The organism is Saccharopolyspora sp. CA-218241, assembly GCF_050954615.1.
GTDB lineage: Bacteria > Actinomycetota > Actinomycetes > Mycobacteriales > Pseudonocardiaceae > Saccharopolyspora > Saccharopolyspora cebuensis.
The window spans coordinates 5809267-5822740 of record NZ_CP191860.1; the positions used below are offsets into that span (position 1 = coordinate 5809267).

Below are 13474 nucleotides of genomic sequence, written 5' to 3' on the forward strand. Positions count from 1 at the left end.
AGACTGATTCAGTAACCCGTCATGATGACGCATGCGCACGCAGAGTTATCCCCGCCGACGGCGGTCCTCGCCGCCGAAGGCGGGATGCTCAACGACGTGGAGAACGCGATCGACTCCGTGTTCACCCCGGTCTCCGACGCGTTCTACAACCTCGTGCTCGGCGAGGTCACGGTCTTCGGGCTCACCTTCCAGTGGATCGTGATCTGGCTGGCGCTCGCCGCGCTGATCTTCACCCTCGTCTTCGGGTTCATCCAGGTGCGCGAGTTCAAGCTCGCCCTCGACCTGGTGCGCGGCAAGTACACCGACGAGGACGACCCCGGCGAGATCAACCACTTCCAGGCGCTGGCCTCGGCGGTGTCCGGCACCGTGGGGCTGGGCAACGTCGCGGGCGTCGGCGTGGCGGTCACCGTCGGCGGTGCCGGGGCCACCTTCTGGATGATCGTCTGCGGCTTCCTCGGCATGGCGACCAAGTTCGTCGAATGCACCCTCGGCGTGAAGTACCGGGAGGTCGCTGCGGACGGCACCGTCTCCGGCGGGCCCATGCACTACCTGCGCAAGGGCCTCGCCGAGCGCATCCCCGGCGCGTTCGGGGTCGTACTGGGCAAGGTGCTCGCGGTGCTGGCCGCGGTGGGGATCCTGTTCTTCGCGCTGGCCGGCGGCAACATGTTCCAGGCCAACCAGACCTTCGCCCAGCTCCGCGACGTCACCGGCGGCGACGACGGGATCTTCGGGTCCGACGGCGCCGCCCTGATCTTCGGCATCCTGCTGGCCGCCGTCATCGGCCTGGTGATCATCGGCGGGATCAAGTCCATCGGCGCGGTCACCAGCCGGCTCGTCCCGGCGATGGCCGTCATCTACGTGACCGCCTGCCTGATCGTCATCGGCACCAACATCACCCTGGTGCCCGCCGCCGTCGGCGAGATCCTCTCCGGCGCGTTCACCCCGGAAGCCGGGCTCGGCGGCCTGATCGGCGTGCTCATCGTCGGCTTCCAGCGCGCCGCGTTCTCCAACGAGGCCGGGCTCGGCTCGTCCCCCATCGCGCACTCCGCCGTGCGCACCAAGCACCCCGCCACCGAGGGCCTGGTCGCGCTGCTGGAACCGTTCATCGACACCGTGGTCGTCTGCACCATGACGGCGCTGACCATCATCATCGCCCGGCCGCAGTTCTGGGTCGACGCGCAGCAGACCGTGCTCTCCGGCGGCGAGACCCCGGACGGCGTCACGGTCACCTCGGAGGCCTTCGCCACCGTGCTGCCGTGGTTCCCGTACGTGCTGACCGTGGCGGTGGTGCTGTTCGCGGTCTCGACGATCATCACCTGGGGCTACTACGGCCAGCGGGCCTGGCTGTACCTGTTCGGCGGCGGCAAGAGCAGCCTGCACGTCTACAACGCGCTGTTCTGCGTGTTCGTCGTGATCGGCGCGGTGCTGACGCTCAACAGCGTGCTGAACTTCGCCGACGCGGTGCTGTTCTCGCTGGCGCTGTTCAACATCATCGGGCTCTACATCATGATCCCGACGGTCAAGCGCGAACTCGCGGACTACAAGGCGCGGATCGCCTCCGGCGAAGTGGTCAAGAAGGAGAAGGCCACCCGATGACCCGGGCGGGCGCCCACCCGGGTGGTGGGCGCCCGCCGCCCGGCGCGGCGCCGCGACCGGCGACGGCCCGCTCGCTACCTTCCGGCTCCGGTCCGCGTAGTCGGCACCACGCGGCGTGGTCGCGCGGACCGGACACCGGACCGTGGAGCGAGACCATGACCCCCTACGCACCGACCAGCACGGCGGCAGTGCTCAGCGCCCTCGAAGCCGAGCCGGAACGCCTCGCGCACCTCGACGACACCTGGCCCGAACTCGCCGCCGCGCTGGTCGCCCCGCAACGGGGCCACCACCGCGACCTCCCGGCCCGGGCGGTGGCCCGATGAGCCGGTTCAGCGCCGCGCTGTTCATCGCCGGACTGGGCATCAGCGCGGTCTACCTCAGCGCCCACGCCCTCGGCCGCTGGCTCGACGAACCCCTAGCCCCGGACGACACCCGGCCCCGACCGGACCCGGCCCCGGGCCGCACCCGCCGCCCACCGCACCCGAACGGGACATGAGTGAGGGGCACCCCGTACCAAGTAGCGCGGTACAGGGTGCCCCTCGCTCGGGGAATAAGGCATCCGGGGGTCAGTCCTCGCGGACCGCCTGGATGTCGATCTCCACCTTCAGGGTGGTGCCGATCGCCGCGATCCCGGTCTTGAGCGACTGGTTGAAGCTGATCGCGAAGTCCTCGCGGTGCAGCCGGGTGGTCGCCGTCGCCGAGGCGCGGGTGCCGCCCCACGGGTCCGGCCCCACCCCGGCGAACCGGGTGTCCAGCACCACCCGCCGGGTCACCCCGCACAGCGTCAGCTCGCCCGCCAGGTCCCAGCGGTCCTCGCCGCGCGGGCGCAGCCCCGTCGACCGGAACTCGATCGCCGGGTACCGCGCCACGTCGAGGAAGTCCGCCGTGCGCAGGTGGTCGTCGCGCTGCCGGTTGCCGGTGTCGATGCTGTCCGCCGCGATCCGCACCGAGACCGACGAGGACTCCACCGGGTTGCCGATCAGCACCTCGCCCTCGAACTCGTCGAACCGGCCGTGGATGCTGCTGATCCCGAGGTGCCGCGCGGTCGCCCGGATCGACGAGTGCGCGGCGTCGATCCGCCACGTCCCCGGCGCGGGCAGGTCGGCCCCGCCGGCCCGGCGCAGCTCCACCTCGCCCAACGCCGCCGCGCCGCCCTCGTGCACCAGCGTGGTGCGGGCGACCGGCTCGTACCCCATCGCCGTGACGATCGCGGTGTAGGCGGCGGGGCGCAGCCCCGAGGCGACCACCGACCCCTGGCCGTCGCCCTGCACCCGCGCCACCTGCGTCCCCGAGCCGTCGATCACGGTCAGCACCGCCTCCGGCACCGGCCAGCCGTCCCCCGCTCGGACCTGCGCGGTCACCGCGCCGGTCCCGGCCTCCAGGTCCATCCCGAACATCCCTCCGTTCAGTCCGCTTCCGGGTAGCCGAGGGCGATGTCGTGCTCGTTGTGCTCCCCGGCCAACCGCAGCGACGACGCGTTCGGCGGGTAGCCGGTCGCGATCACCGTGTACTCCCCCGCGGGCAGGTCGGTGAAGGAGTAGCCGCCGTCGGCGTCGGTGGTGGTCGCCGCGACCACCGCACCGCCGCCGTCGAGCAGCGTCACCCGCGCGTCCGGCACCGCCACCCCGAGCTCGGCGGAGCGGACCACGCCGGTCAGCCGGCCGCCGTCCTGCAACGCGACGTCCAGCGTCTGCTGCCTGCCGTCGGCCACCTCCACCGGCGAGGCCACCGGGCGGTAGCCGGGAGCCGTCACCGTGAGCGCGTAGGAACCCCCGACCAGGTCGGCGAACGCGTAGCGCCCGTCGGCCCCGGTCGGCGCGCTGGCCACCACCTCACCGCGCACGTCGGTCAGCACGGCCATCGCCCCGGCCACCGGGGAACCCCCGGCCTGCACGAGCCCGGCGAGCCGCCCGGCGCCCAGCATCTGCACGTCGTGGCGCACCGGCCGGTCCACCACGACCACCATCGAGGCGGTCGGCTGGTAGTGGCCGCCGGAGGCGATGAGCACGTAGCTGCCGCCGTGCTCGACCGCCAGCCGGAACGCGCCGTCCTGCTCGCCGCGGGCCCGCTCGACCTGGCGCCCGTTGGCGTCGGTCAGCGTCAGCACCACGCCCGGGACCGGGTTGCCGCCGGTGTCCTGCACGGTGCCGTGCACGAACAGCCCGCCTCCGTCCGCGGTCGCGGTGCCGGGCGTGGTCGGTTCGGTCCAGACCTGCCGCACCGGTTCCTCGCGGGTCGTCGCCTCGGTCTCCCGGTCCGCCGTCGCCACCAGCGCTTCCTCCCGTTCCTCCGAACTGTCGATGGTGCTGCGCAGCGGGGTCTCCTTCAGGAACAGCACCGCGATCAGGGTCACCACCGAGATGCACGCCGAGATGAGGAAGATGTCCCCGATCGCGTCGCCGTAGGCGGCGCGCACCACGACCTGCACCGGCGCCGGCAACGCCCCGACGTCCAGCGATCCGCTCTGCACCCCGGCCCCGGGCGGCACGCCCAGGTCGGCCAGCCCTTCGAGGATGTAGTCGGACACCCGCGCGGCCAGCACCGCGCCCAGCACCGACACCCCGGCCGACCCGCCGAGGGTCCGGAAGAAGGTGACCACCGAGGTCACCGACCCCATGTCCCGCGCGCTGGTGGTGTTCTGCACCGCCAGCACCAGGTTCTGCATCAGCATCCCCACGCCCATGCCCATCAGCGCGAGGTAGCAGCCGACCAGGACCAGATCGGTCTCGTGGTCGATCGTGCTCAGCAGGCTCATCGCCACGATCATCAGCACCGAGCCGAGCAGCAGGAACGGCTTGATGCGGCCGGTGCGCCGGGAGATGATCTGGCCCGACGCGGTGGTCGACAGGAACATCCCGATCACCATCGGCAGCGTCATCAGCCCCGCCTCGGTGGGCGAGTAGCTGCGCGCGATCTGGAAGTACTGGCCGAGGAAGACCGCCCCGCCGAACATCGCGGTGCCCACCGCCACGGTGCCGATCGTGGCCAGCGTGACCGTCGGGTTGCGGAACATCCGCAGCGGCACGATCGGCTCGCTCACCCGGGTCTCGATGATCACGGCGATGATCAGCGAGACCAGGCCGCCGCCGACGTAGGCCGCCGTCTCCACCGACCACCAGTCGAAGGACTGGCCCGCCAGCGACACCCAGATCAGCAGCAGGCTCACGCCGCCGACCAGGAACAGCGCACCCAGCCAGTCGATCTTCACCGGGCGCTTGATCACCGGCAGCTTCAGCGTCTTGCCCAGCACGATGAACGCGAGCACCGCGATCGGCACCGTGATCCAGAAGCACCAGCGCCAGCCCAGCCAGGAGGTGTCCACGATGACGCCGCCGATCAGCGGGCCGCTCACCGTGGCCACGGCGAACACCGCGCCGATGTAACCGGTGTAGCGACCGCGCTCGCGCGGCGAGACCATCGCGGCGATCACGACCTGGATCAGCGCCTGCAGACCGCCCATGCCGATGCCCTGCACCGCGCGGAAGCCGATCAGCATCTCCATGGACTGCGCGAACCCGCCGAGCACCGAGCCGACCGTGAAGATCGTGATGGCGAGCTGGTAGAGCAGCTTCTTGCTGAACAGGTCCGACAGCTTGCCCCAGATCGGGGTGGTCGCCGTGGACGTCAGCAGCATCGCGGTGACCACCCAGGTGTACTGGCTCTGGGTGCCGTCGAGATCACCGATGATGCGCGGCAGGGCGTTGGAGACGATGGTGGAGCTGAGGATGGCGACCAGCAGCGCCAGCATCAGCCCGGACATCGCCTCCAGCACCTGCCGGTGCGTCATCGGTGCAGCATCGGCGGACCCGGCGGACCCGCCGGACGTCGGCCCCGCGGCCTCCGCCTCCCGCACCGTCGAGCTGGTCATCGAGCTCCTTCCGCGTTCGAACCGCCGGCTTCGGCCGGCGCGTCGGTGGTCTTGCCCGGTCCGCTCCCCGAAGCGGTCGCCGGGCTCATCGCGTCGATCGTGTGGCGGCGGACGTCGTCCATCGCCGCGCCGAGCAGGTCCGCCAGTTCGCGCACCCGCTCGTCGTCCCAGCCGACCAGCGCCTCGCTGAGCCACTCGGCCTTGCGCCGCTCCAGCTCCGCGACCGCCTGCTCGCCCCTGGGCGTGGCCCGGAGCATCGAGACCCGGCGGTCGTCCGGGTCCGGGCGGCGCGTGATCAGCCCGGCCTGTTCGAGCTGGCCGACCTGCCTGCTCACCACCGAGGCGTCGACGACGCGGTGGTGCGCCAGGTCGGACGCCCGGCATTCACCCCGGAAGACCAGCTCGGCGAGCAGTCCGGCCGCCGCGTAGGGCACCTGGTCGGTGGTGAAGTGGCCTCGTTGCAGAGCGATCTGCTTCAGGCCCATCAGAGCGCGGAGCGGGCGGAGCAATTCGCTGCAGGTTTCCTGCGTCGGTCCCATCGCGCCCAATCCTTTAGTTGCTGCACGCAACTGTACGGAAGGTTAGTTGCGCAACGCAACCGATATTCGACCCTCCGGCCCCCGCTCGACGCGTCCGTCCGCCGCATTCCCCCGCGCGACCAGGCATGTCGTCGCCACGAGGATCGCCGTTGAGAGGCGCACCACAAGCGCAGCGGTGGTCCCGCGCAGGTGCGGGTCAGAGCATGTCGTTGAGCTTGCCCAGGAGCCGCGCCAGGTCGGCCAGGTCGGCGGTGGGCCAGGTGTCGAACTCGCCGAAGAGGTGGTTGCGCCGGATGGCGCGGAGCTCGGCGAAGCGGCGGCGGCCGTGCGCGGATAGTTGGATGCGGCGGGCGCGGCCGTCGTCCGGGTCGGGCACCCGCTCCAGCAGGTCGAGGTCCACGAGGGTGGCGATCTGCCTGCTGACGGTCGACTTGTCGAGCCCGGTGCGTTCGGCGAGGTCCATGCCGCGCAGCGAACCGGCGTCGGCGATCACCAGCAGCAGGCTGTAGGACGCGGCGTCGAGGTCCGGGTGGACGTGCGCGGCGACGGCGGCCGACAGCGACCGCGCCCGCCGGAACATCAGCGCCAGCTCGCGCTCGATCGCCTCCGCGGCGCCGCGCCGCCGGGCGTCCTCGTCGGGTGCCGCGCCGACCTCGTCCTGCTCGATCACGCCCCAACCCTACGGGCAGCGGCCCGGGCCGGACCGATCGCGCGGCCGGTCAGGCGGGCTGGGTCGCGCGGCGCCAGGGCCGGTCGGTCTCCTTCGCGTCGAAGTAGTCACCGCCCTTGCGGCGGGCGTCGTCGGTGCCCCAGCTCCGCTCGTGCGGCATCGGGACCAGCCGCGGGATGTGCTTGCGGCAGTGCAGGTAGGCCTCCTCGACCTGCACCACGACCCAGCGCTGCGGACTGCGGCCGGGCGCGGAGCCGGTCGGCAGCGAGGGGTGGATGGCGCGCAGGTCGCCGTCCTCGACGATGCGGGCCTTGCCGTTGACGTGCAGCCCGATGAGGGCCTCGGCGAAGTCGACCAGCAGGATGCCGACGTGCGGGTTCTCGCTGATGTTGCCGAGGCTGGCGTGCACGCCGTTGCCGCGGTACTCCGGGTAGGCCAGGTGCCGTTCGCCGAGCACCTCGACGAAGCCGGGCGGGCCCGCGCGCAGCGTGCTGTCGCACTCACCCCGGGCGTCGGCGGTGGCGACGAAGGCGAGCTCCATCCGGCCGATGAACTCCCGCATCCGCGGGTTGAGGTGGTCGAGGACCTGCTCGTCGTAGAATCGGCGGGCGCGCTGCTCGGTGCCGTAGGCGGCCTGCAGCAGGTGTTCACCCGCGGAACCGGGCAGCGGTGCCGAACCGCCGGCGAACGGGTCGCCGGGGCTCGTCGCGGACGCCGGGACGGCTCGCCGATCGGTCGGGGGCGGCGGGTCGGACAGCTCCAGCGCGAGCAGCTCCGGGTCCGCGGTTCCACTCGGGGGCATGGAATCCGGGATCACGGCCGACACGGTGCCACGCCACCCATGTGCCGGACAACGACCTCCCGGAGGTTCCCCCCTTAGGTCCATGCGATCTCTACAAGAAGTAGTTAAGAATCCCTCAAAAGTGGCATCAAGGCACACGCGGAGCCCAGCAGCGGTTAGGGTCCCGGGTAGTCGGGGGACGTGTACCAAGAGCGATCTGCGCCAGTGCCGGAGAATGTGCCAGTGCCGACAGGCCGCCAACGTGGAGAAGACTGCCCCTCACCATGACCTCGAACGCCGACGCCGTACTGAGCCCCGGGCCGCCCCCGAACCGCGACTCCGAGCCCACCACCGGTGTGGACCGGATGGTGCGGCTGATCCGCGAGAGCTGGGCGGTCGTCGAACCCCACTCCGATGACGTGGCGCGGTTCTTCTACGGGATGCTGTTCAGCCTGTCCCCGGCGACCCGCGAGCTGTTCGCGGTCAACATGGAGGTGCAGCGCAGCCGGCTGCTGCGGGCGCTGGTGCACGTCATCCAGATGGTCGACCGGCCGGACGAGCTGCTGCCCTTCCTGCACCAGCTCGGCCGCGACCACCGCAAGTTCGGCGTCGTCACCGTGCACTACGAAGCGGTGGGCACCGCGCTGCTGGCCGCGATCAAGAAGTACGCGGGTGACACCTGGACCCCGCACGTCGAGCGGGCCTGGGCCGAGGCCTACACCGTGATGGCCTCGGCGATGACCGAAGCGGCCAGCAACGACGAGGGCCCCGCCTGGTACAACGGCGAGATCGTCCAGCACGAGCGGCTGAGCTGGGACGTCGCCGTGATCCGGATCCGCACCGACCACCCGGTGCCCTACCACGCCGGGCAGTACGTCAGCGTCGAAGTCCCGCAGCGGCCGCGCCTGTGGCGCTACCTCACGCCGGCCAACGCCCCGAGCGACGACGGCACCCTGGAGTTCCACGTCCGCTCCGTGCACGGCGGCTGGGTGAGCCGGGCGCTGGTCGCCCACGCCCGGCCGGGGGACCAGTGGCGGATCGGTGCCCCGATGGGACGGCTCGGCGTCGACCGGGAGCACGGCCGCGACGTGGTGATGGTCGCGGGCGGCACCGGGCTCACCCCGATGCGCTCGATCATCGACGACCTCGCCCAGTACGGCGAGAACCCGCACGTCCACCTCTTCTACGGCGGTCGCACCCGCGAGGACCTCTACGAGCTGGAGAACCTCCAGCGGGTAGCGGTGAGCAACCCGTGGTTGTCGGTCACCCCGGTGCTGGAGAACGACCCGAACGTCTCCGGGGTCGAGCACGGCACCCTCGCCGAGGTCGTGACCCGCTACGGCGGCGCCTGGGAGGACCGCGACGTGCTGGTCAGCGGATCCCCGGCGATGATCCGGGCGACCGTGTCGAAGATGCTGGTGGCGGGAACGGCGCTGGACCGGATCCACTACGACCCGTTCGCCCTGGACTGATCCGCCCCGCGCGGAGGACTTCCGCGCGGCCCTCACCCGAGGTCGAACTGGGTGAGGGGCGCCTTCAGCCGACCATGCCGGATGAACGTGCCCCTCACTCACCGCGCTGCCGGGCGACGATCAGCCGTTCGGGACGTGAGTGAGGGGCACCCTTGTCCCACTCGGGCAAGGGTGCCCCTCACTCAGCTCCAAGGCGGTCAGCGCTTGCGGTCGGGGCGCCAGACGACGAGGGCCGTCTCCTGGTGGATCGGGACCAGGTCGCGGCGGTACGAGGCGTGGACCTGGGCCGCCACCTGCTCGGCGGCGCCGTAGGCGGCGGCGAGCTCCTCGGTCAGCTCGCGGACCTTGTCGCGGAGGGCGTCGACCTGGTTCTCCAGGTCGATGATCCGCTTGATCCCGGCGAGGTTGACGCCTTCCTCCTGGGACAGCCGCTGCACCTCGCGCAGCAGCGCGATGTCCCGGAACGAGTAGCGCCTCCCGCCTGCGGGGGTGCGGCCGGGCGAGACCAGCCCGAGCCGGTCGTAGCTGCGCAGCGTCTGCGCGTGCAGGCCGGATAGCTCGGCGGCCACCGAGATCACGAACATGGGCGTGTCCTCGTTGGCCCCGGGCGGGAACCCCGGCGGCACGGATGCGCCTCGACCGGCCATGACTACCTCCCGAGCAGCTCGTCCAAGTCCTGCCGCGGATCGTCGTCGGCGGTGGCCTCGGCGTAGGCCTCCAGCGCTTCGGCCGCCTTCCCGTCGAGCTTCGACGGGACCGCCACCTGCAGGGTGACCAGCAGGTCGCCGTGGGTGCCGTCCTTGCGGCCGACGCCCTTGCCGCGCACCCGCAGGATCCGTCCGGTGCCCGTGCCCGCCGCCACCCGCAGCGAGACCTTCCCGTCGAGCGTCGGCACGGTCAACGTAGTGCCCAGGGCCAGCTCCGGGAAGGTGACCGGCACCGTGATCGTCAGATCATCACCGGATCGTCCGAACACCCGGTGCGGCGCGACGTGCACCACCACGAACAGGTCACCGGCCGCGGCGCCGTTGCGCCCCGGCTCGCCCTGCCCGGCGAGCCGGATGCGCTGCCCGTCGGACACCCCGGCCGGGATGCGCACGGTCAGCGTCCGGCTGCGGGTGCTGACGCCCTCGCCCCGGCACTCGGCGCACGGGTCGTCGATGACCTTCCCGCGCCCCTGGCAGTCCGGGCACGCCTCGCTGAACGCGAACGCGCCCTGGTTGCGGGTGACCAGCCCGGAGCCGTCGCAGGTGGAGCACCCGCGCGGGCGGGTCCCCGGCCTGGCCCCCGAGCCGTGGCAGGTCGAGCACGTGGCCGGGCTGGACAGCCGCAGCGGCACGGTCGCCCCGCGCACCGACTCGGCGAAGTCGATGCGGACCTCGGTCTCCACGTCGGCGCCGCGCCGCGGCCGGTTGGCCGTGGTCGAACCGCCGCCGGAGCGCCGGTTGCCGAACAGGCCGCCGAACAGGTCGCCGAGGCCGCCCGCGCCGCCGCCGGTGGTGGTGGTCTGGCCGCCACCGAAGAGGTCACCGATGTCGAAGCCCCCGGTACCTCCGCCACCGAAACCGCCGAAGCCGCCCTGGCCGCCTCCGCCGCCGAAACCGCCGGAGCCGAACAGCCGCCGCGACTCGTCGTACTGCTTGCGCTTGTCCGGGTCGGAGAGCACGCCGTAGGCCTCGGAGACGGCCTTGAACCGGTTCTCCGCCTGGGCGTTGCCGGGGTTGGCGTCGGGGTGGTTCTCCCGGGCCAGCTTCCGGTACGCCTTCTTGATCTCGTCCGCGCTCGCTCCGGAGGAGACGCCCAGATCGGCGTAGTAATCCTTGTTGAGCCACTCCCGCGCGCTCACCCGGCGCCCCTCCTTCCGACCTGATCGGCCACGTACCCGCCCGCGGGACCGCGGCGGTGGCGGCCGGGCGCGGTCACCCGGCCACCACCGCGCGCGGGATCATCCCTGCGCGCTGCCATCGGCCTCGTCCGCGGCGGGCTCGGCGGCCGGTTCGTGATCGGTCACCGCGACCATCGCGGGCCGCAGCACCCGGTCGTCGAAGCGGTAGCCGCGGCGCAGCACGGTGGTCACCGTCGGCCCGGAGACCTCCGGCGAGGTGGCGTGCTGCACGGCCTCGTGCACCGACGGGTCGAACTCGTCACCCTCGGCGCCGAACGGCTCCAGGCCCGCCGAGCCCAGCGACGCGATCAGCTTGTCGGTGACCGCCTTGAACGCGCCGGTGAGGTCGCCGTGCGCCTCGGCCCGCTCCACGTCGTCGAGCACCGTCAGCAGGTCGCTCGCCACCCCCGCCTTCGCGGTGCTGATCACGGCCTCGCGGTCGCGCTCCACCCGCTTGCGGTAGTTGGCGTACTCGGCGGTCACCCGCTTGAGATCGGCGGTCAGCTCGTCGACCTGCTGCTGCAGCGCCGCCTGCGCGCCGTCCTGCCCGGCACCGGAGTCCTCCTGCGGAGCGGCCTGCTCGGCTTGCTGGAGGAGCTCCTCGTCGAGCGTTCCGGACATGCTCTCGGCCACCTGCGTCTCTCCTCCGTCCTCGGGCACCCGCCGCTGCCCGGTCTCGGGATCGATCCGCCGCCGGTCCCGGACCACGACGGGCTCCTGCTCGCCTTCGTCTCGTGACATACCTGGCCCGTCCGCGGTCACTTCTTCTTCTCGTCCTCGTCGTCGACGATCTCGGCGTCCACCACGTCCTCGTCCTTGCCGGAGGTCGAGCCGGTGGAGGTGGACTCACCACCGCCGGTGGCCCCGGCGTCGGCGCCCGCGGCGTTCGCCCCGGCGTCGGCGTAGAGGGCCTGGCCCAGCGCCTGGGACTCGGTGGCGAGCTTCTCCACCGCGGCCTTGATCGCGGCGACGTCCTCGCCCTTGAGCGCCTCGTTGACCTCGCCGATCGCGCCCTGGACCTTCTCCTTGGCCTCGGCGGGCAGCTTCTCGTCGTTGTCCTTGAGGACCTTCTCGGTCTGGTAGACGAGGGTCTCGGCCTGGTTGCGGGCCTCGGCCTCCTCGCGGCGCTGCTTGTCCTCCTCCGCGTGGGCCTCGGCGTCCTTGACCATCCGGTCGATGTCGTCCTTCGGCAGCGCGGAGCCGCCGGTGATGGTCATCGACTGCTCCTTGCCGGTGCCCAGGTCCTTGGCGGAGACGTGCACGATGCCGTTGGCGTCGATGTCGAAGGTGACCTCGATCTGCGGCACCCCGCGCGGCGCGGGCGGCAGACCGGTCAGCTCGAACATGCCGAGCTTCTTGTTGTGCGCGGCGATCTCGCGCTCGCCCTGGAAGACCTGGATCTGCACCGACGGCTGGTTGTCGTCGGCGGTGGTGAAGGTCTCGGAGCGCTTGGTCGGGATCGTGGTGTTGCGCTCGATCAGCTTCGTCATGATGCCGCCCTTGGTCTCGATGCCCAGGGACAGCGGGGTGACGTCGAGCAGCAGGACGTCCTTGACCTCACCGCGCATCACACCGGCCTGGAGGCTGGCGCCGACCGCCACGACCTCGTCCGGGTTGACGCCCTTGTTCGGCTCCTTGCCGTCGGTCAGCTCCTTGACCAGGTCGCTGACCGCGGGCATCCGGGTGGAACCGCCGACCATCACCACGTGGTCGATGTCGTCGACCTTGACGCCGGCGTCGCGGATGACCGCCTCGAACGGCTTGCGGGTGCGCTCCAGCAGGTCGGAGGAGATCCGCTGGAACTCCGCCCGGGACAGCGTCTCGTCGAGGAACATCGGGTTCTTGTCCGCGTCGACGGTGATGTACGGGAGGTTGATGTTGGCCGTGGAGGAGCTGGACAGCTCGATCTTGGCCTTCTCGGCGGCCTCCTTGATGCGCTGGAGGGCCATCCGGTCCTTGGTCAGGTCGATGCCGTTGGAGGACTTGAACTTGTCCACCAGCCACTCGACGATGCGCTCGTCCCAGTCGTCACCACCGAGGTGGTTGTCACCGCTGGTCGCGCGGACCTCGACGACGCCCTCGCCGATCTCCAGCAGCGAGACGTCAAAGGTGCCACCACCGAGGTCGAAGACCAGGATGGTCTGCTCCTTCTCGCCCTTGTCCAGGCCGTAGGCCAGCGCCGCCGCGGTCGGCTCGTTGACGATGCGCAGCACGTTGAGGCCCGCGATCTGGCCGGCCTCCTTGGTGGCCTGCCGCTGCGCGTCCTCGAAGTACGCCGGGACCGTGATCACCGCGTCGGTGACGTCCTCGCCCAGGTAGGACTCGGCGTCCCGCTTGAGCTTCATCAGCACGCGGGCGCTGATCTCCTGCGGGGTGTAGTCCTTGTCGTCGATGCCGACCTTCCAGTCGGTGCCCATGTGGCGCTTGACCGACCGGATGGTGCGGTCGACGTTGGTGACCGCCTGGTTCTTCGCTGGCTGCCCGGTGAGGATCTCGCCGTTCTTCGCGAAGGCCACGATGGACGGGGTGGTCCGCGAGCCCTCGGAGTTGGCGATCACCGTCGACTCACCGCCCTCCAGGACGGAAACGACGGAGTTGGTCGTCCCCAGGTCGATGCCGACCGCTCGCGCCATGAAAGGTTCCTCCTGCTCTACACCTGTGCA

General features: G+C 71.4%; 13 protein-coding genes. 4 read left to right on the forward strand and 9 right to left on the reverse strand.

The genetic code is table 11. The annotated features are described in order from the left end of the window. The first annotated feature begins 24 nt into the window (after nt 1-24). From ACQP0T_RS27555 to ACQP0T_RS27565, 3 genes are all read left to right on the forward strand, one after another. Entirely contained in the window at nt 25-1596 is a 1572-nt protein-coding gene (locus ACQP0T_RS27555) for an alanine/glycine:cation symporter family protein (RefSeq protein ID WP_433873862.1), read from the forward strand. Nucleotides 1597-1751: 155 nt separating this feature from the next. After that, nucleotides 1752-1919: a hypothetical protein gene (locus ACQP0T_RS27560; RefSeq protein WP_433870637.1), complete on the forward strand. Its 168-nt coding sequence runs from the start codon at nt 1752-1754 to the stop codon at nt 1917-1919. Continuing rightward, entirely contained in the window at nt 1916-2092 is a 177-nt protein-coding gene (locus ACQP0T_RS27565; RefSeq protein WP_433870638.1) for a hypothetical protein, read from the forward strand. Before ACQP0T_RS27560 ends, ACQP0T_RS27565 begins: the two co-directional genes overlap by 4 nt. Before the next feature lie 70 nt (nt 2093-2162). Here the strand turns inward: ACQP0T_RS27565 and ACQP0T_RS27570 are convergent, their stop codons facing one another. The 5 genes from ACQP0T_RS27570 to ACQP0T_RS27590 form a co-directional block, all read right to left on the reverse strand. After that, entirely contained in the window at nt 2163-2993 is an 831-nt protein-coding gene (locus ACQP0T_RS27570) for a YceI family protein (RefSeq protein WP_433870639.1), read from the reverse strand. Between the two features lie 8 nt (nt 2994-3001). Next, a complete protein-coding gene (locus tag ACQP0T_RS27575) occupies nt 3002-5464 on the reverse strand; it encodes an MFS transporter (protein WP_433870640.1) in 2463 nt (820 codons plus the stop codon). Continuing rightward, a complete protein-coding gene (locus ACQP0T_RS27580; protein WP_433870641.1) occupies nt 5461-6003 on the reverse strand; it encodes a MarR family winged helix-turn-helix transcriptional regulator in 543 nt (180 codons plus the stop codon). The genes ACQP0T_RS27575 and ACQP0T_RS27580 overlap by 4 nt, the downstream gene beginning before the upstream one ends. A 196-nt stretch (nt 6004-6199) precedes the next feature. Beyond that, nucleotides 6200-6673, reverse strand: a complete 474-nt coding sequence (locus tag ACQP0T_RS27585) for a MarR family winged helix-turn-helix transcriptional regulator (RefSeq protein ID WP_433870642.1) — start codon at nt 6671-6673, stop codon at nt 6200-6202. 49 nt (nt 6674-6722) lie between these two features. Next, nucleotides 6723-7475: a pyridoxamine 5'-phosphate oxidase family protein gene (locus ACQP0T_RS27590; protein ID WP_433870643.1), complete on the reverse strand. Its 753-nt coding sequence runs from the start codon at nt 7473-7475 to the stop codon at nt 6723-6725. Nucleotides 7476-7819: 344 nt separating this feature from the next. Between ACQP0T_RS27590 and ACQP0T_RS27595 the strand changes: the two genes are divergently transcribed. Next, on the forward strand, nt 7820-8926 hold the full coding sequence (locus ACQP0T_RS27595; protein ID WP_433873864.1) for an FAD-binding oxidoreductase: 1107 nt from the start codon (nt 7820-7822) through the stop codon (nt 8924-8926). Between the two features lie 197 nt (nt 8927-9123). Here the strand turns inward: ACQP0T_RS27595 and ACQP0T_RS27600 are convergent, their stop codons facing one another. From ACQP0T_RS27600 to dnaK, 4 genes are all read right to left on the reverse strand, one after another. Then, nucleotides 9124-9573: a heat shock protein transcriptional repressor HspR gene (locus ACQP0T_RS27600; RefSeq protein WP_345360396.1), complete on the reverse strand. Its 450-nt coding sequence runs from the start codon at nt 9571-9573 to the stop codon at nt 9124-9126. Nucleotides 9574-9575: 2 nt separating this feature from the next. Next, nucleotides 9576-10772 carry a molecular chaperone DnaJ gene (dnaJ, locus tag ACQP0T_RS27605; RefSeq protein WP_433870644.1) on the reverse strand — a complete coding sequence of 399 codons (1197 nt, stop codon included), beginning with the start codon at nt 10770-10772 and terminating at the stop codon, nt 9576-9578. A gap of 99 nt (nt 10773-10871) precedes the next feature. Beyond that, the gene (gene grpE, locus ACQP0T_RS27610) at nt 10872-11552 is read right to left on the reverse strand and encodes a nucleotide exchange factor GrpE (RefSeq protein ID WP_433870645.1); all 681 of its coding nucleotides are present in this window, start codon (nt 11550-11552) and stop codon (nt 10872-10874) included. Nucleotides 11553-11569: 17 nt separating this feature from the next. Continuing rightward, the gene (gene dnaK / locus ACQP0T_RS27615) at nt 11570-13444 is read right to left on the reverse strand and encodes a molecular chaperone DnaK (protein ID WP_433870646.1); all 1875 of its coding nucleotides are present in this window, start codon (nt 13442-13444) and stop codon (nt 11570-11572) included. Nucleotides 13445-13474: the final 30 nt, after the last annotated feature.

Excerpts from the sequence above, each read along its gene's own strand:
- ACQP0T_RS27555 (WP_433873862.1), top strand. The coding sequence starts at position 25 with ATGACGCATGCGCACGCAGAGTTATCCCCGCCGACGGCGGTCCTCGCC.
- ACQP0T_RS27560 (WP_433870637.1), top strand. The coding sequence starts at position 1,752 with ATGACCCCCTACGCACCGACCAGCACGGCGGCAGTGCTCAGCGCCCTC.
- ACQP0T_RS27565 (WP_433870638.1), top strand. The coding sequence starts at position 1,916 with ATGAGCCGGTTCAGCGCCGCGCTGTTCATCGCCGGACTGGGCATCAGC.
- ACQP0T_RS27570 (WP_433870639.1), bottom strand. The coding sequence starts at position 2,993 with ATGTTCGGGATGGACCTGGAGGCCGGGACCGGCGCGGTGACCGCGCAG.
- ACQP0T_RS27575 (WP_433870640.1), bottom strand. The coding sequence starts at position 5,464 with ATGACCAGCTCGACGGTGCGGGAGGCGGAGGCCGCGGGGCCGACGTCC.
- ACQP0T_RS27580 (WP_433870641.1), bottom strand. The coding sequence starts at position 6,003 with ATGGGACCGACGCAGGAAACCTGCAGCGAATTGCTCCGCCCGCTCCGC.
- ACQP0T_RS27590 (WP_433870643.1), bottom strand. The coding sequence starts at position 7,475 with ATGCCCCCGAGTGGAACCGCGGACCCGGAGCTGCTCGCGCTGGAGCTG.
- ACQP0T_RS27595 (WP_433873864.1), top strand. The coding sequence starts at position 7,820 with ATGGTGCGGCTGATCCGCGAGAGCTGGGCGGTCGTCGAACCCCACTCC.
- ACQP0T_RS27600 (WP_345360396.1), bottom strand. The coding sequence starts at position 9,573 with ATGGCCGGTCGAGGCGCATCCGTGCCGCCGGGGTTCCCGCCCGGGGCC.
- grpE (WP_433870645.1), bottom strand. The coding sequence starts at position 11,552 with ATGTCACGAGACGAAGGCGAGCAGGAGCCCGTCGTGGTCCGGGACCGG.
- dnaK (WP_433870646.1), bottom strand. The coding sequence starts at position 13,444 with ATGGCGCGAGCGGTCGGCATCGACCTGGGGACGACCAACTCCGTCGTT.